The organism is Dokdonia pacifica, from assembly GCF_900188275.1.
Lineage (GTDB): Bacteria > Bacteroidota > Bacteroidia > Flavobacteriales > Flavobacteriaceae > Dokdonia > Dokdonia pacifica.
This window is the reverse complement of sequence record NZ_FZNY01000001.1, coordinates 998,933-1,019,213: the sequence shown is the minus strand read 5'-3', so window position 1 is coordinate 1,019,213 and position 20,281 is coordinate 998,933. Positions and strand designations below refer to the sequence as shown.

Sequence of the window (20,281 nt, the reverse complement as noted above, 5' to 3'; positions counted from 1 at the left end):
TATACAGATATGTCATTTGAGTTACCAAAACTGAACTATGCATATGATGCATTAGAGCCACATATAGACGCACGTACTATGGAGATTCACCATAGTAAACACCATAATGGATATACTTCTAAGCTTAATGCTGCTATAGAAGGAACAGACTTGGAAGGAAAGACAATAGAAAATATATTGACAAATCTTGATATGTCAAATGGAGCTGTCCGCAATAACGGAGGAGGTTTTTATAACCACCGTTTATTCTGGGAAGTAATGTCTCCAAATGGAGGAGGAGAACCTTCTGGAGAACTTGCAGATGCTATTAATGATGCCTATGGAAACTTTGAAGCATTTAAAGATGCATTTTCAAAAGCAGCAGCCACACAATTTGGATCTGGATGGGCATGGTTATGTGTACATGAAGGAGGAAAAGTAGAAGTTTGCTCTACTCCAAATCAAGATAATAGTTTAATGCCAGGCGTAGGATGTGGAGGAACTCCTATCTTAGGAGTAGATGTATGGGAGCATGCGTATTACTTAAACTACCAAAACAGACGTCCAGATTATATCAATGCATTTTTTAATGTAATTAACTGGGAAGTTGTGAGTTCAAAATATGCAAAAAACAAGTAAGAAATTACTGTTGTATAGATAATATAAAGCCACTCATATGAGTGGCTTTATATTTTTATGGAACACTTATATATTCTCTTAAAGCTTTTGCTTCTTCAAGACTTAAGTGTGGAAACCAATTTATATTTTTAGATGCATTATGCTCTAGACTGTCTAGAACTTTTTGTCCTTTTATATATTCGTGAAATATAGAATCAGAAGGAAATCTCTCCATAGATCCATACAAGGCAGGTCCCATCATTGGTTTGTATAATTTATGACAAGCAGCGCAATTTGACTTGAATAAAACTCTTCCCTCTCTCCCTAAAGACGTATGTGTATTAAAACCTACAGTGCCACAAAAGTTATTATTAACCGCTACTGGTTCTTCAATAGGTTGTTGAGAATAATCAAGATTCCATAGAATATAACTTAGCAGTGCTATTCCTATGAGGGTAACCGCATATATAAGTACGGTATTATCTTTCATGTTATCCTAATAATTTTACAACGTCTTTAGCAAAATAACTTGCCATCATATGTGCACCCGCTCTTTTAATAGCGGTTATTTGTTCTAGCATGACAGCATCGTGATCTAACCAACCTTGTGCCGCTGCAGCTTTCAACATGGCATATTCCCCACTTACTTGATACACAGCCACAGGAACATCTACAGCATCACGAATATCACGTACAATATCTAGATAGGCAAGCCCAGGTTTTACCATGACAATATCGGCACCTTCTTCAATATCCATAAGGGTTTCCTTAACTGCTTCATCACGATTGGCAAAGTCCATTTGGTAGGTCTTTTTATCTTTAGGAACATCTTGGATATCTGCAGGAGCACTATCTAAAGCATCTCTAAAAGGGCCATAAAAAGCAGAGGCATATTTTGCACTATAACTCATAATCCCTGTGTTGAGAAATCCTTCTTCTTCTAATGTTGTACGCATTTCATAAATACGACCGTCCATCATATCACTTGGTGCTAAAATATCAGCACCAGCTTGCGCATGAGAAAGTCCCATTTTAGCAAGCGCAACATTGGTCTCATCATTTAGAATTTCACCATTCCCTACAATACCATCATGTCCATAACTTGAATAAGGATCTAAAGCAACATCGGTCATAACCAACATGTCAGGACAGGCATCTTTTACTGTCTTAATAGCGCGTTGCATGAGTCCATCAGGATTTATAGCTTCAGTTCCTGCATTGTCTTTTAAATGGTCATGCACCTTTACAAATAACAACACAGATTTGAGTCCCATTGCCCAAAGCTCTTTTACTTCTTTTCCAAGAAGATCTAAACTCTGTCTGTAATAATTAGGCATTGAAGGGATTTCTTCTTTAATCCCAGAACCCTCTACGACAAAAAGCGGTACAATAAAGTCGTTTGGTGTAATAATAGTTTCACGTACAAGACTACGGATAGCCTCTGATGTTCTTAATCTACGATTTCTTCGTAATGGATACATAAAATACTGTATTTTGCTATTCTTTTTAGGATTACAAATTTACCAAATTAAAAACCGAGTCTGTAGTTTGATATCATTACAAAAAACCTTTCAGTTTAAATACGCTTGGCGTAGCTATCAACGTCGTTTTTTAGAAGGGTTTGATATTCATTTTAAAGACCTTCATTTACATGTTGTAGCGCCTCCTGGTTCTGGAAAAACGGTGCTAGGGTTAGAAATGATGCGTCGGGTTGATCAAAAGACCATCGTATTTGCTCCTACATTGACTATACGTAATCAGTGGGAAGAGCGTATGTTTGAGTGTTATGTGGATAAGGAAACGTGTGATATTCCGCTTTCGCGAAATATGAAACAGCCCGCACATATTACGTTTTCAACGTATCAGTCATTACACGCATTTTTTAAAAATGAAATGGAAGGAGATGGGGAGAAGCTTGTGGCTTTTTTCGCGAAAGCGGGTATAAAAAACATCGTATTAGACGAAGCACACCACCTTAAAAACGAATGGTGGAAACCTCTTTTTGCTCTAAAAGCATTACCAGATTGCTCCTTGATTGCTCTTACGGCAACACCGCCATATGATAGTTCGCAACGAGAAATCAAAAAGTATTTTGAATTATGTGGTCCTATTGATGTAGAGATAGGTGTTCCAGAATTAGTAAAAGAAGGGAATTTGTGTCCGCATCAGGATTATATTCATTTTTCTGAGCCCGATAATGCTCAAATGGAATATATTGAGGCATTTCGTAAAAAAGTAGATGCCTTTGTACAACAACTTCTTGTTGATACTTCTTTTAAAGCGTTTGTTTTAGAGCATCCTTTTTATGCACAAACAGATACGGTATTAGAAACTATCTATGAGCAACCTGATGTGTATGCAGCAATTCTTATATACTTAAATGCTGCAAAAACAGATATTTTACCTGGAAAAGTAGCATTGTTAGGTATAGAAACTGAAATTATTGCGATACCACCCTTGACGTATTCTTGGCTAGAAGTTTTATTGCAATCGGTACTAGTGATAGATCGGGAATCATTTTCTAAACATGAAAAGCTTTTAAAAAGCATAGAGAATACCTTACGTAAAATAGGCGCTTTTGATAAACAACAATTACGTTTAGAAGGTAATAAAGAATTATACACCTCATTAACGCAAAGCCCAAATAAATTAAAAAGCATACAAGAGATTATTACTTTTGAAGCGAGGCAATTAAAAAATAAATTACGAGCGGTTGTTCTTGCAGATTATATACGTAAAGAATTTCTAGAATCTATTGCAGAAGAAGATTTGCCCACTATCAACAAACTAGGGGTTGTACCTATATTTCATTATTTGCGAGCTTCTCTGGCGCCAGACCCAGAAAGATGGCAAGCTGCAAACAGACAAGAAAAACTAGCCGTTCTTACAGGCACTTTAGTAATTGTTCATGATCGTTTACGAGCGCATATTGCAAGTGAAATTCCTGAAGATTATTATACGTTATCTCCTCTTGGTGATACTGATTTTTTAATATTGAAGCCTAAAGAAAAAGGGAAAAGTCATATAGTAAGTGTTATCACAGCTTTATTTACTAAAGGTCATATAGAGATTCTAATAGGCACCACATCACTATTGGGAGAAGGATGGGACGCACCCGCTATTAATACACTAGTGCTAGCTTCATACGTAGGTTCTTTTGTGATGTCTAACCAGATGCGAGGCAGGGCAATACGCATATATCCTAAACATCCTGATAAAATAGCTTCTGTATGGCATCTAGCTTGCATAGATCCTACAGTTGCTGATGGAGGAGAAGATGTAAAGAAACTATATAATAGGTTTGATGCTTTTTGTGGAGTCTCATTACAAGGGCCGTCGTATGTAGAAAATGGCCCCGATCGATTTGGGCTTCCGAAGAATGATTTTAATACAAATCGTCTTAATGAAAATATGTTTTCTATCGCAAAACAACGAGAACAAATAAAGGTACGCTGGGATCAGGCCATTGCTTCGGGTACTATTCTTGTAAGAGAATTAAAACTGAATTTTAATGAAACTATAAAAGAGAAAGATACAACAAGGTATAAAACGCAAAAAGTATATTTTAGAAAAGTAATAGAGTTTATAGTAATTGAAGTATTACTCCTTGTTATATGTGTGCTATTATATATTGTACTCTTAAGTAATGTGTTACCTAGAGAGGTAGCTTTATTATTTTTAGTTGTTGCTTTAGGTGTTTTTATAGGCTATTTTCCAAAAATGTATAAAGCGTTATTATTGTTTTTAAGATATGGTCAGGTAGATAGAGCACTTTATAAAATAGGCGAAGCGTTACTACATGCTATGTATGAGAAACGATTAATCACAACTCCTTTTTCAAAAGTGACGCTTGATGTCCAAAAAATAGATCATACAGAGGTGACATGTTTTATAAGTGGTGCCACAGTGAAAGAAGAAGTCTTATTTGTAAATAGTCTTGAAGAGATTGTTCAAAGCATTGATAACCCAAGATATATGATTAAAGAATTTGAGGGACTGCAAAAGACTTTTGGTTTCCCAAAATATTACGGTGTTCCCTCTATTTTTTCAGAACATAAGAAGGATGCTACTCTTTTTTTAAGACACTGGATGAGGTATAAAGGGAAAGCTTCTTTACTATATACGAGGAGTAAAGAGGGTCGCAAAAAACTATTAAAAGCTCGGTTTCACTATTTAAATACAGAAGGCGGTTTTAAAACAAAAACAGCTGCTATTTGGAAGTGATGCTACACCCACTCTTTTGGGTTTTTTAATACTTCTAGAAGTCTAGCTTCTTCACTTCCTTCTTCTGGATGATGGTCGTATTTCCATTGTACTACCGGAGGAAGACTCATTAAGATACTTTCAATACGGCCATTGGTTTTAAGGCCAAATAAAGTGCCTTTGTCATGTACCAAATTAAATTCTACATAACGCCCACGACGTACTTCTTGCCAGTCTTTTTGTGCTTTCGCGAAAGCGGTATTTTTCCTACGTTCCACTATTGGCATATAGGCTTCTAGAAAGCTATCACCAACGGTCGTTACAAAGTTATACCAATCTTGCATAGTCGTTTCTTCAGTCTTTTTAAGGTAATCAAAAAAGAGACCGCCTAAACCACGACCTTCATTGCGATGTGCGTTATAAAAATACTCGTCACAACGTGCTTTATATTTTGGATAAAATTCGGCATTGTGAGCATCACAGGCATTTTTACATACCATATGAAAATGAATAGCGTCTTCGTCAAAAAGATAATATGGCGTCAAATCTTGACCTCCACCAAACCATTGATCTACAATCTCCCCTTCTTTGTTATACATTTCGAAATAACGCCAATTAGCATGCACGGTGGGTACCATTGGGCTTTTAGGATGTAACACAAGAGACAATCCGCAGGCAAAGAAGTTTGCGTCTTTTACACCAAAATAGTTTTGCATGGTTACGGGCAACTCGCCGTGTACCTGAGAAATATTAACACCTCCTTTTTCAAATACATTCCCGTTTTCAATCACACGAGTGCGACCACCACCACCTTCAGGACGTTTCCATATATCTTCTTGGAAGGTAGCTTTACCATCTATAGTTTCTATAGCTGTTGTAATGGTGTCTTGTAAGTTTTTAATATAAGATACAAATTGATCTTTCATAAGATATTTACTGCTTAAGAGAGTTTTTTGTTTTCTTGAGATGTAGGGAGTTGTTGCTTCATTTCAGGATCTAATAAATCGACGGTTTGTACTGTCGCTGCAGTTACAGAGAGCGGTAATACAAGAATAACTCCTACAATTGGAATTAATAAAAACAGCATAAAAACAATGCCATTTCCTATCGCTTGTCCTTTATTTTTTCTAACAAACTGAATACTTTTATCATAGTCATAATGACGTTCTAAGGTATAATCCATATTACCAAAACCAGCATAATAGGCTTGCATTAAAAATAAAAGCACTGTCGAAACAAGACCAATAATAGGAATTAAACCGACTAACAATATAGGAATTGTTAAGAGCAGTTCCATGCCAAGGTTACGCACATTTATTCGAATACCTCGCCATAATTGAGCACTAAAACTTGTATTGGTATGCGCATGGTTTGATCCCAATATGTGAGCTTCAATTTTTTCAGATACAGGACTCATAAAAGGGGCACTTAGTGCCATGACAATGTGCTTATAAAGTATAAACCCAACAACAATAATGATAGCTCCTCCAATAAAACTTGCAACTCCTTCAAAAACACTTGCACCCCATTCCCAAGGCCAAATTCCAGCAATCCAATGGCCAATATTATCAGAAAGGCCATAGGCAGAAACTATGATAATAGTCGCTGTGAGTAAACTAATAACCATAGGAATGGCAAAATATTTCCAAAGACCAAGTTTGGTAACAAGTCCAAAAGAATTACCGTAGGTTTTAAGTCCGTTAAGAATACCTTTAATCATCTTCTATATGTGTTAATGTATTAGGATGTTCCTGCATTTGTTCTATGGTGGTAATTTTTCGCGAAAGCGGAATCAATACCATAACCAATTGTACGAGTTGGCTTTCGCTTGCCTCTTTGTGTTTCATAACAAAGGTACGCCCTATATGATTATTATGTAAATCCATAGCTCTTGCTAAGGGTTCATTTATAGAAAAATCTTCATGCCAGTCGGTGATACGCTTTGCCCATGAAACAGCTTTTTCTATAGAAGACCATCGTTTACATCTATGAATAATAAGGACATTCCATAATGCATGTCTAAATGCATTAGCACGACCATTTTTATGATGTGCTTTTCCAAATTTTTGATCACAAATTTTAACTGTTTTACGAGTGGCTGTATACGTTGGAATCACATACAATGGATGTCTTAAGCAAAACCCTGCAAGACTCCAGAGTTGCTTAAAATCCATTGATTTTATGACCTTATTGAGATTCACACTATTCTTTGTACTCTTTTACAGCTTCTATAAAGGCACCAGCATTTTCTAATGGCACATTTGGTAAAATACCATGTCCTAAGTTTACAATGTATTTGTCTTTTCCAAAGGCGCGAATCATCTCAGTAACCATGCGTTTGATTTCGTTAGGAGGTGAAAATAATCGGGTTGGATCAAAATTACCTTGTAATGTAATATTTCCACCTGTTAAATAACGTGCATTACGAGCACTTACGGTCCAATCTACACCTAATGCCGATGCGCCAGATTTTGCCATCGTGTCTAGAGCAAACCAGCATCCTTTTCCAAAAGCAATTACTGGAGATTCTTCTTTAAGCGCATCTATAATTTGCTGGATGTATTGCCATGAAAATGTTTGATAATCTTCAGGAGAGAGCATGCCTCCCCAGCTATCAAATACTTGTACGGCATTTACACCTGCTTTAACTTTTTCTTTAAGATACGCAATGGTGGTATCTGTAATTTTTTGTAATAATGTATGAGCAGCCAATGGTTGTGTAAAACAAAACTCTTTAGCTTTATCAAAGTTTTTTGAACCCTGCCCTTGTACACAATAGCAAAGGATTGTCCACGGACTTCCAGCAAAACCAATCAATGGGATTTCATCATTGAGTTTTTCTTTGGTCATTTTGATAGCATCCATTACATATCCTAATGTCTCCTGAATATCTGGAACAATCACCTGTTCTACATCTTTTGCAGATCGAATAGGATTAGGTAACCAAGGCCCTATGTTTGGTTTCATTTCTACATCAATATTCATGGCTTGTGGGATCACTAGAATATCAGAAAATAAAATAGCGGCGTCCATTCCATAACGACGTATGGGTTGTACCGTAATTTCACTAGCTAATTCAGGAGTTTGGCAGCGTGTAAAGAAATCATACTTGGCTTTGATTTCCATAAACTCAGGAAGATATCTTCCAGCTTGACGCATCATCCATACAGGAGGACGCTCTACAGTTTCTCCATTTAAGGCCCTTAAAAATAAATCGTTTTTCAGTGTGCTCATAGCATTTTGTCTGTTCGAGCGCAGTCGAGAACTAAAATAATATTCTATTTATTGTCCTCTCGACTGCGCTCGAGGGGACATGTTTGTTTTGTTAAACTTAACTAGTCAATTTTTTTAATGTATTTACAGCTTTTGCAATGGTACTCTCTATGGTTGTTGCATTAGATACAATTACTTGATCTGTATATTTTCTTGCTTCTGTTGCTGTGGTATTACCAATGCAAAAAGCTTTATTTATTTTATTCGCTTTCGCGAAAGCGGATACAGCACTAGGACTATAGAATAAAATCCCATCAAACTTCTGAATAAATGACTGCTCATTAAGATGAGTTTCATAAGTCACAATTTCGTTACACAAAATAGCGGCCTCTTTTAAAATAGTGGGTAATTCATCTCTACGTTGTTTTCCGCAGAAATAGGTGAAATGCCCATTTTTGTGGTTTTTTACTATAAAATGCCCTAATTCTGCTCCATTTTGAGCTGTTTTGGCTACTTTATAGTTGTTTTCTTCTAGAAGTGCTGTTGTTTTTTCTCCAACTGCAAAATACCTCGCCTCAGCCTTCTCCTCAAGGAGAGGTAGCGTTTTAAGTTTGTTTATAAAGAATTTTGCTCCGTTTTGACTTGTAATGATAATATTTTCTATTTCTTCTGGAATCTCAAAATCAATAGGTGCAATAGAGATAGCATCATATTCCACAAAACTCACACCCGCATTAAGAAGTAATTCTCGCTGGTTAGGTTTTAGTTTTTTTGTGGATAGCACCCTCATCCCAGCCTTCTCCCTCAAGAGAGAAGGAGTTGACTCTTCTTTTCTTTTAAGAATATCATCATAAATAATTTGAGTGTTTTCAAGTGCTATTTTATTAGGATAGCGTAATACTCGATATCCTAAACCTCTTAAATGAGCGTCTCTTAGGTCATCTTTTTCTTTTTGATAGTTATCATTGTGATATGCTCCATCAAGCTCAATAACTAACATAATTTCTAGACAGCAAAAATCAACGATATATTTTTTTATAGGGTGTTGTCTTCTAAATTTAAGATCTTCAAATTGTCTATTTCTTAGTAATTGCCATAGATGTTCCTCGGCAGGTGTTTGTTCCTGTCTGAGATGTCTGGCAATATTTTTCTTAGAAATCTTCTTCATAATTTTCCCATCTCAGTGGGAGAAGGGTTAGGGATGAGGGCATTTTATTTCTTATTAATAGATGCTTTAATCTCTTTCATGAGTTCACGACCACCATTATCTAATATCTCTAAAGCACAGTCTACACCAAATCCTTGACTATGTGATACAGAAACAGACTGATTGACCTCTAATTTTGTCTTGCCATCTAGTGAAAATAAAACACCGGTAAAGTGAATAGTTTCTTCTTTTATATTAGCAATAGCTCCTATAGGTGCGGTACAACCTCCTTCTAGGGTTCGTAAAAATTCTCTTTCTATATGGGTACACAAAGCGGTTGCTTCATGGTTTAATTTCGCGCAAGCGGTTTTAGAAAAATCATCATTTTCTAAGGCAACAATAAGCATAGCTCCTTGTGCTGGCGCTGGTGTCATCCAGTCTAATACTTCGTAATTAGATGGAAGGATATTAATACGTTCTAATCCCGCTTTCGCGAAAATAGCCCCGGTCCAATCACTATCATCTAATTTTTGGAGTCGTGTATTTACATTACCTCGTAAATCTGTTGTTTGGTGATGTGGATACTTGTTAAGCCATTGTGCTTGACGACGAAGACTTCCTGTTGCAATGATACAGTCTTGTGTATAATCAGGAGTCCCTTTGTGTACTAATAAATCTTGAGTAGCGGCTCTCTCTAAAACAGCTGCTTGTACAATACCTATAGGAAGTGCAGTAGGAACATCTTTCATACTATGCACGGCAATATCTACAGTGCCATTAAGCATAGCTACATCAAGGGTTTTGGTGAAAATTCCTGTAATTCCTAATTCGTATAAAGGTTTGTCTAGTACAAGATCTCCAGTAGATTTTACGGGCACTAGTTCTGTTTTATAACCGTGATGTTCAAGTTGTTTCTGTACGGTGGTTGCTTGCCATAATGCGAGCTCACTATCACGAGTCCCGATGCGTATGACTCTATTCACTGTCTGATTGTTCTAGTTCAAAAATAGCTTTTATAAGTTCAATGCTTTGTTCTGTAGTGCCATTAGCATTACGTAAATGATTTGCAAATCTATTAGTGATCTTCTGGATAAGGCGATCAGAAATTAAATGTGCTTGATCTTCATTGAAGCTGTCTATTTTCTTACGGTGATTATTTAGCTCTAAAGCACTTATATCATTCAATTTTGATTTTAATGCTTGAATCGTAGGGGCAAATGCTCTTGTAGATAACCAAGCTTTAAATTCTTTTGTGATTTGTGCTATAATAGCCTCTGCTTTAGGAATGTATTGTTGACGACGCTTTAATGTGTCATCTGTCATTTTAGAAAGTTGATCTAGATGAATAAGTGTTACGTTTTCTAAATCTGTGACATTACTTGCTACATTTTTTGGAATAGATAAATCAAGTATAAGTAATGGTTTTTTAGTATAAATAAGCTCTTTAGTAATGGTAGGATTTTGGGCTCCGGTAGCAACAACTAATACATCTGTTTGTGAAATCTCACTTTGAATATCTGCATAATCCTTCACAAGTAAATTGAATTTTCCTGCTATTTTCTGCGCTTTTTCTTTGGTGCGATTTATGAGTGTGATGTGTTCATTTTTAGTATGCTTAATAAGATTTTCACAAGTGTTACGTCCTATTTTTCCAGTTCCGAAAAGTAAAATGTTTTTCTCAGAAACATAAGGCACGCGAGCCATGATATATTGTACAGCAGCAAAGCTTACTGAAGTAGCTCCCGAAGAAATTTCTGTTTCTGTCTTAATGCGCTTACTGGCCTGAATCACACTATTAATTAATCGTTCCATAAATGGATTGACTAAATCATGTGTTTTTGCTTTTTTAAACCCAACCTTTAGCTGTCCTATGATTTCAAAATCTCCTAGTATTTGGCTGTCAAGACCTGTTCCTACTTTAAATAAATGCTGAATAGCATCATCACTTTCATGGATGTAGGATACTTTTTCAAACTCTTCTACATTACCTTGTGTATACTTACAAAGGAGTTGTATTAATTGTGAAGGGTTTTGTGCAAAACCATACAGTTCAGTTCTGTTACAGGTAGAGATTACAGTGAGTGCTTCTACCCCAGATGCTTTTGCATTTGATAGGATTTGTTCCTGTGCTTCTTCAGAAACACTAAAATGTCCACGTACTTCGGCATCAGCTTTTTTATAGCTAAGTCCGATGACATAAAATTCTGATGACCCTAAAACGTTCATAGTGGCGCAAAAATATCTTCCTTAGTCGAAAAAAAATAACGCTAGACGTTCCAAAATTGTCGAATTGCGCAAATTCGGGTATTTCTACGTGCAGATTTACTTAAAACACCTTATTTTAGTGGTGCTATAAGCGATATTTGCATATCGTTAATTAGAATGATTCTAAATAAAACAGTAACTATGACTCTTCAAACAGATCCTAAAAGTGTCGCTCAAGGTTTGGAAACTGAAACCATATTAGAACCAGGGTTTTCTGTGCTGGCATTTTCTAATATGCTAGATTTCAATAGGCAAATAGTTCGAGAAGTAGATAGTAGTATTATTCAATTTCATTTTTGTTTAAAAGGACAATCTGTTTTTACATTTAATAATGGTGCGTATCGTTTACCTATGCCAGAAGATCAATCATTATTACTATATAATCCACAGCGAGATTTACCTATGAATTTACAATTACAACCTGATACGTGGGTTGTTTCTATTTTGGTTTCGATCAAAAAATTTCATAGTCTTTTTTCGCGCGAAGCAAATTATATTACTTTTTTAAGTGAAGAAAATAAGGATCGTAAATATTATAAAGATGGAATTGTAACCCCTAGTATGGCAATTGTTCTGAATCAATTAATGAATTATAATTTACACCCTAGTATTAAGGAGTTGTATTTTAAAGGAAAGGCGTATGAATTATTGAGTCTTTATTTTAATAGACCTGTAGATGCAGACATTGCACAATGCCCTTTTCTTGCAGATGAAGACAATGTCACCAAAATAAAAAAAGCCAAAGAAATTATTATTGCTCGTATGACAGAACCTCCAACCTTATCAGAACTTTCTTTGGAAGTTGGGTTATCTCTTAAAAAACTTAAAGAAGGATTTAAACAGATTTATGGAGATTCTGTGTATAGTTTTTTATTTGATTACAAGATGGAAGTCGCTAGGCAATTACTTGCTTCTGGTCATTATAATGTCAATGAAGTAGGTCTTAAAGTAGGCTATAGTACTTCAAGTCATTTTATTGCAGGATTTAAAAAGAAGTTTGGAACCACTCCTAAGAAATATTTAATGTCTTTAGGATAAACATATATACATGAAAATTAAATTAATAGCACTCTCTTTTTTTATAGGTATTCTTCTTTCCGCTTGCGCGAAAAAAAATACAGAGGCCGCAAATACAAGCCTTGCCACAGAAAAACAAACCCAAACGAAGAAGGTATTAGTATTTACTAAAACTTTAGGGTGGCGTCATAAATCTATAGAAACTGGGATCGCGACAATCAAGGATTTTGGAAAAACACACAACTTTGTGGTAGAGCACACAGAAGATAGTACGCATTTCTCAACTGCTTTTTTACCTCAATATGATGCAATTGTATTTTTAAGTACTACAGGAAATGTACTAGATAATGAAGCTCAAAAGAAGTTTGAAGCCTACATTCAAGGAGGTGGAAGTTATTTAGGAATACATGCTGCTGCCGATACCGAATATGAATGGCCTTGGTATGGAAAATTAGTAGGAGGCTATTTTGAAAGCCACCCTAATAATCCCAATATTAGGAAAGCAACAGTACAAAAAACAATAAACAAGCACGGAAGTACAAAACATTATGAATCATCGTTTTCAAGAGATGATGAGTGGTATAATTATAAAAACTTAAACCCTACTATTACTGCTGTATTGCAACTCGATGAAACAAGTTATGAAGGTGGCACCAATGGGGATTTCCATCCTATTGCGTGGTATCATTTGTATGATGGAGGAAAAGCTTTTTATACAGGAGGCGGTCATACCAAAGAATCTTATGAAGAAATAGGGTTTAGAAAACACCTAGAAGAAGCCCTTTTATGGTGTTTAGAATAGTACTATCAAAAACTCTTATATGTTTCATAATGACGTATTGTAAGATACTCCGTATTTTTGCGAACGAATTTTGTCTAAACATAACTAATAAAGTTTAGACATTTTAAATAAGATTCATTTCTACAACGTAGAGAGCTATTATAAAAGAAAAAACAATGAGCAAAGGTGTTTTACTCGTTAATTTAGGATCTCCAAAGAGTACAGATCCTAAGGATGTAAAAAAGTATTTAGGTGAATTTTTGATGGACGAGCGGGTAATTGATGTTCCCTATGCGGCTCGCGCATTACTAGTAAAAGGTATTATTTTGAATACGCGCCCTAAACAAAGTGCTAAAGCGTATAGTAAGATTTGGTGGGAAGAAGGATCTCCGCTTATTGTTCTTACAGAGCGTCTGCAAAAGAAAGTTCAAGCACATACAGAATTGCCTGTGGAAATTGCAATGCGTTACGGTACGCCTTCTATAAAGGAAGGATTACAAAAATTACATGATCAAGGAGTAGATGATGTGATGTTATTGCCATTATACCCTCAGTTTGCAATGGCAACTACAGAGACCATTTTAGTACTTGCCGAAGAGTTAAGAGCTACACATTTTCCAACGATGAAAATCACAGATGTTCCTGCGTTTTATCGTAAAGATGACTATATCAAAGTACTGTCAGAAAGTATAGGAGAACATCTTAAAGAATTAGATTACGAGCATTTACTATTTAGTTACCATGGAGTACCTGAAAGGCATATACGTAAAAGTGATGTGACCAAGCTTCATTGTAAGATTGACGGAAGTTGTTGTAGTGCAGCTTCAAAAGCACATGAGTTTTGCTATCGTCATCAATGTTATGAAACTACTCGTAAAGTAGGTCAATATCTCAACTTAGAACCAGGAACTTTTTCTACATCTTTTCAATCACGTTTAGGGTTTGATCCTTGGTTACAGCCTTATACAGATAGAACCATAGAACGTATGGGAAAAGAAGGATTTAAAAAAATGGCAATAGTTACACCAGCTTTTGTTTCTGATTGTTTGGAAACACTAGAAGAAATTGCGATGGAAGGGGAAGAAATTTTCCATGAAGCAGGGGGAAAAGAGTTTACAACGATTCCATGTTTAAATGATCGAGATGATTGGGCGGCCGTTATTGCAGGTTGGATTGCAGCGTGGGAAGAAGCTAAAGTAGAAGTCGTTTAATTTCACGTTCTATTAACACACTTTTTCAAAAAGTGGTTGCATCTTGCAGGGAGCTAACACATAATTTTTGTCCAAAAAAAACTCCACAGCCTTAGGCACAGAACCTATCTCAAAACTACTTGTTAAACAGGCAGTACCTGCTTCTATAGGTATTCTAGTCATGTCTTTGAATATGATTGTAGATACCATTTTTGTAGGAAGATGGATTGGCCCTCAGGCAATTTCTGCCATTACGGTTGTAATTCCTTTTACTTTTTTTATTGCCGCTATTGGTCTTGCTGTAGGGATTGGAGGTAGTTCTGTACTCTCAAGAGCTTTAGGAGCAGGAGATGATAAAAAGGCCTTAAAAGTTTTTGGGAATCAAATTACATTGACCACACTTATATCTGGTTCTTTAGCCATTATTGGACTTGTTTTTCAGGATTATTTTATAGAATTTTTTGGCGCTGCCGACTCCTATAAAGAAATGGCACTTGTCTATTACCGTATTGTTCTTTATGGTATCTTGATGCTTGCGTTGTGTATGATGGGTAATAATGTCATACGAGCAGAAGGAAAACCTAAATTTGCCATGTATGCCATGATCCTTCCAGCGGTTGGTAATATTATCATGGATTACATTTTGATTAAAGTATTAGGCTATGGAATGGAAGGCGCCGCGTGGGCAACCTTTATAAGTTACGGGATCTGTTTTGGTTTTATCTTTTGGTTTTTTGTCGCCAAAAGTGAATTGCGTCTTAAATTAAATTCCTTTATTCTAGAACCTACTATTTTCAAAGAAATTAGTGGACTGAGTGGTGTTACATTAGCGCGTCAAGGAATCATTAGTGTTCTTGGAATTTTATTAAATAATGTATTGATTACCTATGGAGATGCTTTAGACCAAGCCTCTTATGGTATTATAAGTAGAATGCTCATGTTTGCACTTTTTCCTGTAATAGGAGTGACACAAGGGTTTATGCCTATAGCTGGGTATAATTATGGAGCAGAAAAATACAAACGTGTACGAGAAACCATCAATACGTCTATCAAATATGCAGGGATACTGGCATTACTTATTTTTGCCATTATTATGAGTTTTCCAGATTTCTTTGTCTCCATATTCTTAAGTGACAAAGGAGGAGATCCTCAAACTATTGCAGATAATGCTGAGATTTTTGCAAGAACACCAAATGCATTACGTTGGGTATTTGCAGCAACCCCTATTATTGTAGTACAACTTATAGGTTCGGCCTATTTTCAATCTATAGGAAAAGCAGTGCCAGCCTTACTTTTAAGCCTGACAAAACAAGGATTTTTCTTAATTCCTTTAATTCTAATATTACCTCCGTTTTTAGGTGTTTGGGGCGTATGGATTGCATTCCCTATAGCTGATATTCTTTCTACTATGGTGACAGGATATTTCTTAAATAAAGAAGTAAAAACTAAACTGGCACTCCAAGCAGAAGGATAATGTATACGCTTTCGCGAAATCGAACTTAGCTACAATCCCTTTCAAATAGCCAAAATTTCTCTTTTACGGAATACGTTAAAAAACTCCTAAAAAAGGATTCCTTCTTAAGAATTCCTTAAATTTCTATCGAAATACCAAACTAAAATTCAATGAAACCGACGTGTTGGGAATAATTATAAATATATAATACTATAATTATTTCAAGCATCTAAAGTTACATGTGACCATCAAAAAACAATAAAAACAAACACATGAAAACCAACATCCTCTTCCTTTTCTTGAGTATTTTCTCAGGAATGGCATTACAAACGAGTGCACAAACACCAGACGAATCTTCGTACGAAGCCCTAGAATATCGATTAATTGGTCCTTTTAGAGGTGGTCGAAGCGCTGCTGTAACTGGAGTGCCAGGACAACCTGATTTATTCTATATGGGTAGCACCGGCGGCGGTGTATGGCGCACTACAAATGGAGGAAAAGAATGGGAAAACATCTCTGATGGTTTCTTTGGAGGAAGTATTGGAGCTGTTGAGGTTTCTAAAAGCGACCCTAATGTAATTTATGTAGGAGGAGGAGAAAAAACCCTCCGTGGTAATGTGTCATCTGGATATGGTATCTGGAAAACTGTAGACGCAGGACAAACATGGAGTCAGATGGGACTTAAAAATAGTCGTCATGTACCTCGTATTCGAGTACACCCTACCAATCCTGATATCGTATATGCAGGAGTGCTAGGAAATATCTATAAACCCACACAAGAACGTGGAGTCTATAAAAGTATTGATGGAGGAAAAACATGGAGACAAACCCTGTTTAGCAATGCCAATGCAGGTGTTGTAGATTTAATTATAGATCCTAATAATTATAGAGTATTATATGCCACTACTTGGAATGCGAGACGTACACCGTATAGTTTAAGCTCTGGTGGAGATGGATCGGCGCTTTGGAAAAGTACAGATGAAGGTGAGACTTGGACAGAACTATCTACAAATGATGGTTTTGCCAAAGGAATTTTAGGAATTATGGGTATTACCGTATCTCCTGTAAATAGCAACCGTTTGTATGCCATGGTAGAAAATGAAAAAGAAGGAGGACTCTATACTTCGAAAGATGGTGGGATGAACTGGTCTAAAATAAATTCAGAGCGTAAATTACGCCAGCGAGCATGGTATTATACACGTTTATATGCAGATACTAAAGATGAAAATACAGTATATGTATTAAACGTACGCTACCATAAATCTACCGATGGAGGAAAATCCTTTAGTACGTATAATGCACCACATGGTGATCATCACGATTTATGGATTGCTCCAGAAGATCCTAATCGTATGATAATAGGAGATGATGGAGGAGCTCAGGTTACATATGATGGAGGACGTAGTTGGAGTACTTATTTAAATCAGCCAACTTCCCAGTTTTATAGAGTCACAACAGATAATGCATTTCCATATCGTATTTATGTAGCACAACAGGATAATAGTACCATCCGTATTCCGCATAGAACAGAAGGGTTTAGTATCTCTGAAGACGATTGGGAAAGTACAGCAGGAGGTGAGAGTGCTCATATTGCAGTAGATCCAAAAAATAATGAGATTGTATATGGAGGAAGTTATGATGGTTTCTTAACGAGAGTAAACCATGAGAAAAACACCGTGCGTTCTATTTCTGTATGGCCAGATAACCCAATGGGACATGGCGTAGAAGATATGAAATACCGCTTCCAATGGAATTTCCCTATTATTTTTAGTAAGCACAATCCTAATCGTATGTACACCTTTTCACAAAATGTACACGTCACTGAAAATGAAGGGCAAAGTTGGAAAGTAATTAGCCCAGATTTAACCCGTAATGATCCAGAAAAAATGAAATCTTCTGGAGGACCCATTACTCAAGATAATACCTCTGTAGAATATTACTGTACCATTTTTGCTGCGGCCGAGTCTCCACTTAAAGAAGGATTACTTTGGGTAGGAAGTGATGATGGCTTAGTGCATGTAAGTCGTAATGGTGGAGAAACTTGGGATAATGTAACCCCAAAAGGAATGCCAGAGTGGATGATGATTAATAGTGTAGAGCCTAGTGCCTTTGATGAAGGTACTGCGTATATTGCTGGAACACGTTATAAATCTGGTGATTTTGCTCCGTATTTATATAAAACTACAGATTATGGAAAGACCTGGAAGAAAATTACTAACGGAATTCCAGCAGAGCATTTTACGCGCGTAGTACGTGAAGATCCGAAACAAAAAGGATTGCTATATGCGGGAACTGAAACAGGAATGTATATTAGTTTTGACGATGGAAAGAACTGGAAGTCATTTCAGTTAAACCTTCCAATTGTTCCAATTACTGATCTTACGATTAAAGACAATAATCTTATTGTAGCTACACAAGGACGTAGTTTATGGATTATTGATGACTTGGGGATGCTGCATCAGTCTGCTTTCGCGAAAGCGAACTATTTATTTAAACCCAAGGACACCTATCGTATGGGAGGAGGTAGTCGTACAGGAAGCCTTACTACCGGAACCAATCATCCAAGTGGTGTAATGACGTATTTTAACTTAAAAGAGTATGATGCCAAAAAAGATACGATTTCACTTACGTATATGACGGTAGCTGGTGATACTATACAATCATTTAGCACAGGAGCCAAAGAGAAAAAAGATAAACTTAAAGCAAAAAAAGGAGGGAATTTATTTTCTTGGAACACCCGTACAGACGGTGCAGAAAGATTGAAAGGAATGATTCTTTGGTGGGCAAGTCTTGATGGGCCTAAAGCTGTTCCAGGAAATTATAAAGTGGTGATGAATGTAAATGGAGAAGAACAAACGCAAGCATTTGTGATCAGACCAAATCCAAATGCAGAAGCTACGGTTGCTGATATGCAACGACAATATGATTTTATAAGTGATGTCAATAAAACGGTTGATCGTGCGCATCAGAGCATTAAGAAAATCAGAAAAATGAATGCACAACTAAAAGCATTTGAAGCTCAATATAAAGATGATAGTCGTACGGCTGATTTGCGTGAGAAAGCAAAAACAATGCAAGAAGCGTTTAGTAAAATAGAGAAAGAGTTATATCAAACCAAAAATCGTTCAGGTCAAGATCCTTTAAATTTCCCGATTAAGTTAACTAATAAATTAGGGCACTTAAATAGTCTTGTAGGAATGGGTGATTTTGGACCTACCGATCAAGATATTGCTGTTAAGAATGAACTTTCTGCAGCTATCACAAAACAACTTGAAGCATTTGATACAATGCTAGATGCTGAGGTAGCACAATTTAATACAGATTTTAATAATTTAAAGTTGAATTACCTGTTTGTAGAGGATTAAAAAGATACAAAGTAATAAACTAAAGAATATTGGCCTAGTAGAGAAATCTACTAGGCTTTTTTACTTCCGTATATTGTTTAATCTACGGATATGTAGTTTTTTCTTCACAAAGTTGTATCCTAGATTGCAGAAGATTCAAAGAAAAATAGTCACAGTTTTTGGACATAATTTTTTTCGTTTTTTAAATCTTATTATCAGAGATAATCTGTAACATATTGTAAGGGTTTAATACTTATAATCAGACAATAAGCAAGATATATTGTCTTAAAAAATCATTTTAACAACTAATTCATTTCAATTTATGCAATCATTAAAAACACTATTTATTTTAACTTTATTCTTTTATTCTTTTTCTGGTTTTTCTCAATCAGGTGATGATACTTCTATTCCTCCTACAACCAAAGGTAATTTTATTGTTGGAGGTAGTTCTAGCTTTAACTTTTCTAGTGAGAGTTTAAAAGTGAAAAGTGACAATATTGACGATATAGATTTGGGAACTAACACCTTTTTTTCAATAGCACCAAGTACTGGATATTTTGTAATTGATAATCTGGCGGTAGGAGCAGAAGTAGCTTTTAGTACAGGAAAATTCAAGAGTGACGATTCTGATCTTGAGAGTAAAAGCACTTCTATTATAGCTTCTCCTTTTGTTCGTTATTATTTTGGAAAAACGAAAATTAAACCTTTTTTAGAAGGGTCTATTGGTTTTGGCTCTTTAAAAGCAGAAAGTGAAAATGTTATTATCGGAGATGATATTATAAACTCAACAGAGACAAGAAGATCTATTTTTGCATATGGTTTTAATGGGGGAGTAGCTTTCTTCTTAAATGATTTTGTTTCTGTAGATTTAGGAATAGGGTACATTTCTACATCTTCTAAAGATAAAGATGATAATGAAAGTAATTTTAGAAATATAAACAACACTATAACTTTTAATGCAGGTTTTAATGTTTTCTTTTAATGTAAGAAAGACATAATAAGTCCTATAAATAGTAAAAAGCCTTCGTACGAAGGCTTTTTACTATTTATAGGGATCGCGTATCTTTGCTA

The 20,281-nt window shown here is 35.8% G+C and carries 17 protein-coding genes; 8 read left to right on the top strand and 9 right to left on the bottom strand.

Translation table 11 applies throughout. From position 1 onward, the window contains the following. Positions 1 to 9: 9 nt before the first annotated feature. Entirely contained in the window at positions 10 to 618 is a 609-nt protein-coding gene (locus tag CHB80_RS04495) for a superoxide dismutase (protein WP_089370222.1), read from the top strand. A gap of 55 nt (positions 619 to 673) precedes the next feature. On the opposite strand, the gene CHB80_RS04490 is transcribed toward CHB80_RS04495, so the two are convergent. Together CHB80_RS04490 and hemB are read right to left on the bottom strand one after the other, a co-directional pair. After that, complete coding sequence (locus CHB80_RS04490; RefSeq protein WP_089370221.1) at positions 674 to 1,087, bottom strand: c-type cytochrome; 414 nt, start codon at positions 1,085 to 1,087, stop codon at positions 674 to 676. A gap of 1 nt (position 1,088) precedes the next feature. Beyond that, positions 1,089 to 2,078, bottom strand: a complete 990-nt coding sequence (gene hemB, locus CHB80_RS04485; RefSeq protein ID WP_089370220.1) for a porphobilinogen synthase — start codon at positions 2,076 to 2,078, stop codon at positions 1,089 to 1,091. A 67-nt stretch (positions 2,079 to 2,145) separates the two neighbouring features. Between hemB and CHB80_RS04480 the strand changes: the two genes are divergently transcribed. Next, entirely contained in the window at positions 2,146 to 4,821 is a 2,676-nt protein-coding gene (locus tag CHB80_RS04480; protein ID WP_229746873.1) for a DEAD/DEAH box helicase family protein, read from the top strand. Positions 4,822 to 4,823: 2 nt separating this feature from the next. On the opposite strand, the gene hemF is transcribed toward CHB80_RS04480, so the two are convergent. From hemF to hemA, 7 genes are all read right to left on the bottom strand, one after another. After that, positions 4,824 to 5,726, bottom strand: coding sequence for an oxygen-dependent coproporphyrinogen oxidase (hemF, locus tag CHB80_RS04475; RefSeq protein WP_089370219.1), 903 nt, complete (start codon positions 5,724 to 5,726; stop codon positions 4,824 to 4,826). Between the two features lie 14 nt (positions 5,727 to 5,740). Next, positions 5,741 to 6,520 (bottom strand): EI24 domain-containing protein, encoded by a 780-nt coding sequence (locus CHB80_RS04470; protein WP_089370218.1) that lies wholly within the window; start codon positions 6,518 to 6,520, stop codon positions 5,741 to 5,743. Continuing rightward, on the bottom strand, positions 6,513 to 6,974 hold the full coding sequence (locus tag CHB80_RS04465; protein ID WP_089370217.1) for a DUF6973 domain-containing protein: 462 nt from the start codon (positions 6,972 to 6,974) through the stop codon (positions 6,513 to 6,515). The genes CHB80_RS04470 and CHB80_RS04465 overlap by 8 nt, the downstream gene beginning before the upstream one ends. A gap of 28 nt (positions 6,975 to 7,002) precedes the next feature. After that, positions 7,003 to 8,034, bottom strand: a complete 1,032-nt coding sequence (gene hemE / locus CHB80_RS04460; RefSeq protein WP_089370216.1) for a uroporphyrinogen decarboxylase — start codon at positions 8,032 to 8,034, stop codon at positions 7,003 to 7,005. Positions 8,035 to 8,131: 97 nt separating this feature from the next. Beyond that, positions 8,132 to 9,181 (bottom strand): DUF559 domain-containing protein, encoded by a 1,050-nt coding sequence (locus CHB80_RS24855; RefSeq protein ID WP_218823074.1) that lies wholly within the window; start codon positions 9,179 to 9,181, stop codon positions 8,132 to 8,134. A 44-nt stretch (positions 9,182 to 9,225) separates the two neighbouring features. Further along, positions 9,226 to 10,143: a hydroxymethylbilane synthase gene (gene hemC, locus CHB80_RS04445; RefSeq protein WP_089370215.1), complete on the bottom strand. Its 918-nt coding sequence runs from the start codon at positions 10,141 to 10,143 to the stop codon at positions 9,226 to 9,228. Next, positions 10,136 to 11,386, bottom strand: coding sequence for a glutamyl-tRNA reductase (gene hemA / locus CHB80_RS04440; protein WP_089370214.1), 1,251 nt, complete (start codon positions 11,384 to 11,386; stop codon positions 10,136 to 10,138). The genes hemC and hemA overlap by 8 nt, the downstream gene beginning before the upstream one ends. A 180-nt stretch (positions 11,387 to 11,566) precedes the next feature. On the opposite strand from hemA, the gene CHB80_RS04435 reads away from it, so the two are divergent. The 6 genes from CHB80_RS04435 to CHB80_RS04410 all read left to right on the top strand — a co-directional run bounded on the left by CHB80_RS04435 (position 11,567) and on the right by CHB80_RS04410 (position 20,192). Then, positions 11,567 to 12,463 (top strand): AraC family transcriptional regulator, encoded by an 897-nt coding sequence (locus CHB80_RS04435; protein ID WP_089370213.1) that lies wholly within the window; start codon positions 11,567 to 11,569, stop codon positions 12,461 to 12,463. A 10-nt stretch (positions 12,464 to 12,473) separates the two neighbouring features. Further along, on the top strand, positions 12,474 to 13,244 hold the full coding sequence (locus tag CHB80_RS04430) for a ThuA domain-containing protein (protein ID WP_089370212.1): 771 nt from the start codon (positions 12,474 to 12,476) through the stop codon (positions 13,242 to 13,244). A 155-nt stretch (positions 13,245 to 13,399) separates the two neighbouring features. Continuing rightward, complete coding sequence (gene hemH / locus CHB80_RS04425; protein ID WP_089370211.1) at positions 13,400 to 14,434, top strand: ferrochelatase; 1,035 nt, start codon at positions 13,400 to 13,402, stop codon at positions 14,432 to 14,434. Between the two features lie 67 nt (positions 14,435 to 14,501). After that, complete coding sequence (locus CHB80_RS04420) at positions 14,502 to 15,887, top strand: MATE family efflux transporter (RefSeq protein WP_089370210.1); 1,386 nt, start codon at positions 14,502 to 14,504, stop codon at positions 15,885 to 15,887. 251 nt (positions 15,888 to 16,138) lie between these two features. Beyond that, positions 16,139 to 19,231, top strand: coding sequence for a WD40/YVTN/BNR-like repeat-containing protein (locus CHB80_RS04415; RefSeq protein ID WP_089370209.1), 3,093 nt, complete (start codon positions 16,139 to 16,141; stop codon positions 19,229 to 19,231). A gap of 301 nt (positions 19,232 to 19,532) precedes the next feature. Continuing rightward, the gene (locus tag CHB80_RS04410; protein ID WP_089370208.1) at positions 19,533 to 20,192 is read left to right on the top strand and encodes an outer membrane protein; all 660 of its coding nucleotides are present in this window, start codon (positions 19,533 to 19,535) and stop codon (positions 20,190 to 20,192) included. Positions 20,193 to 20,281 lie beyond the last annotated feature (89 nt).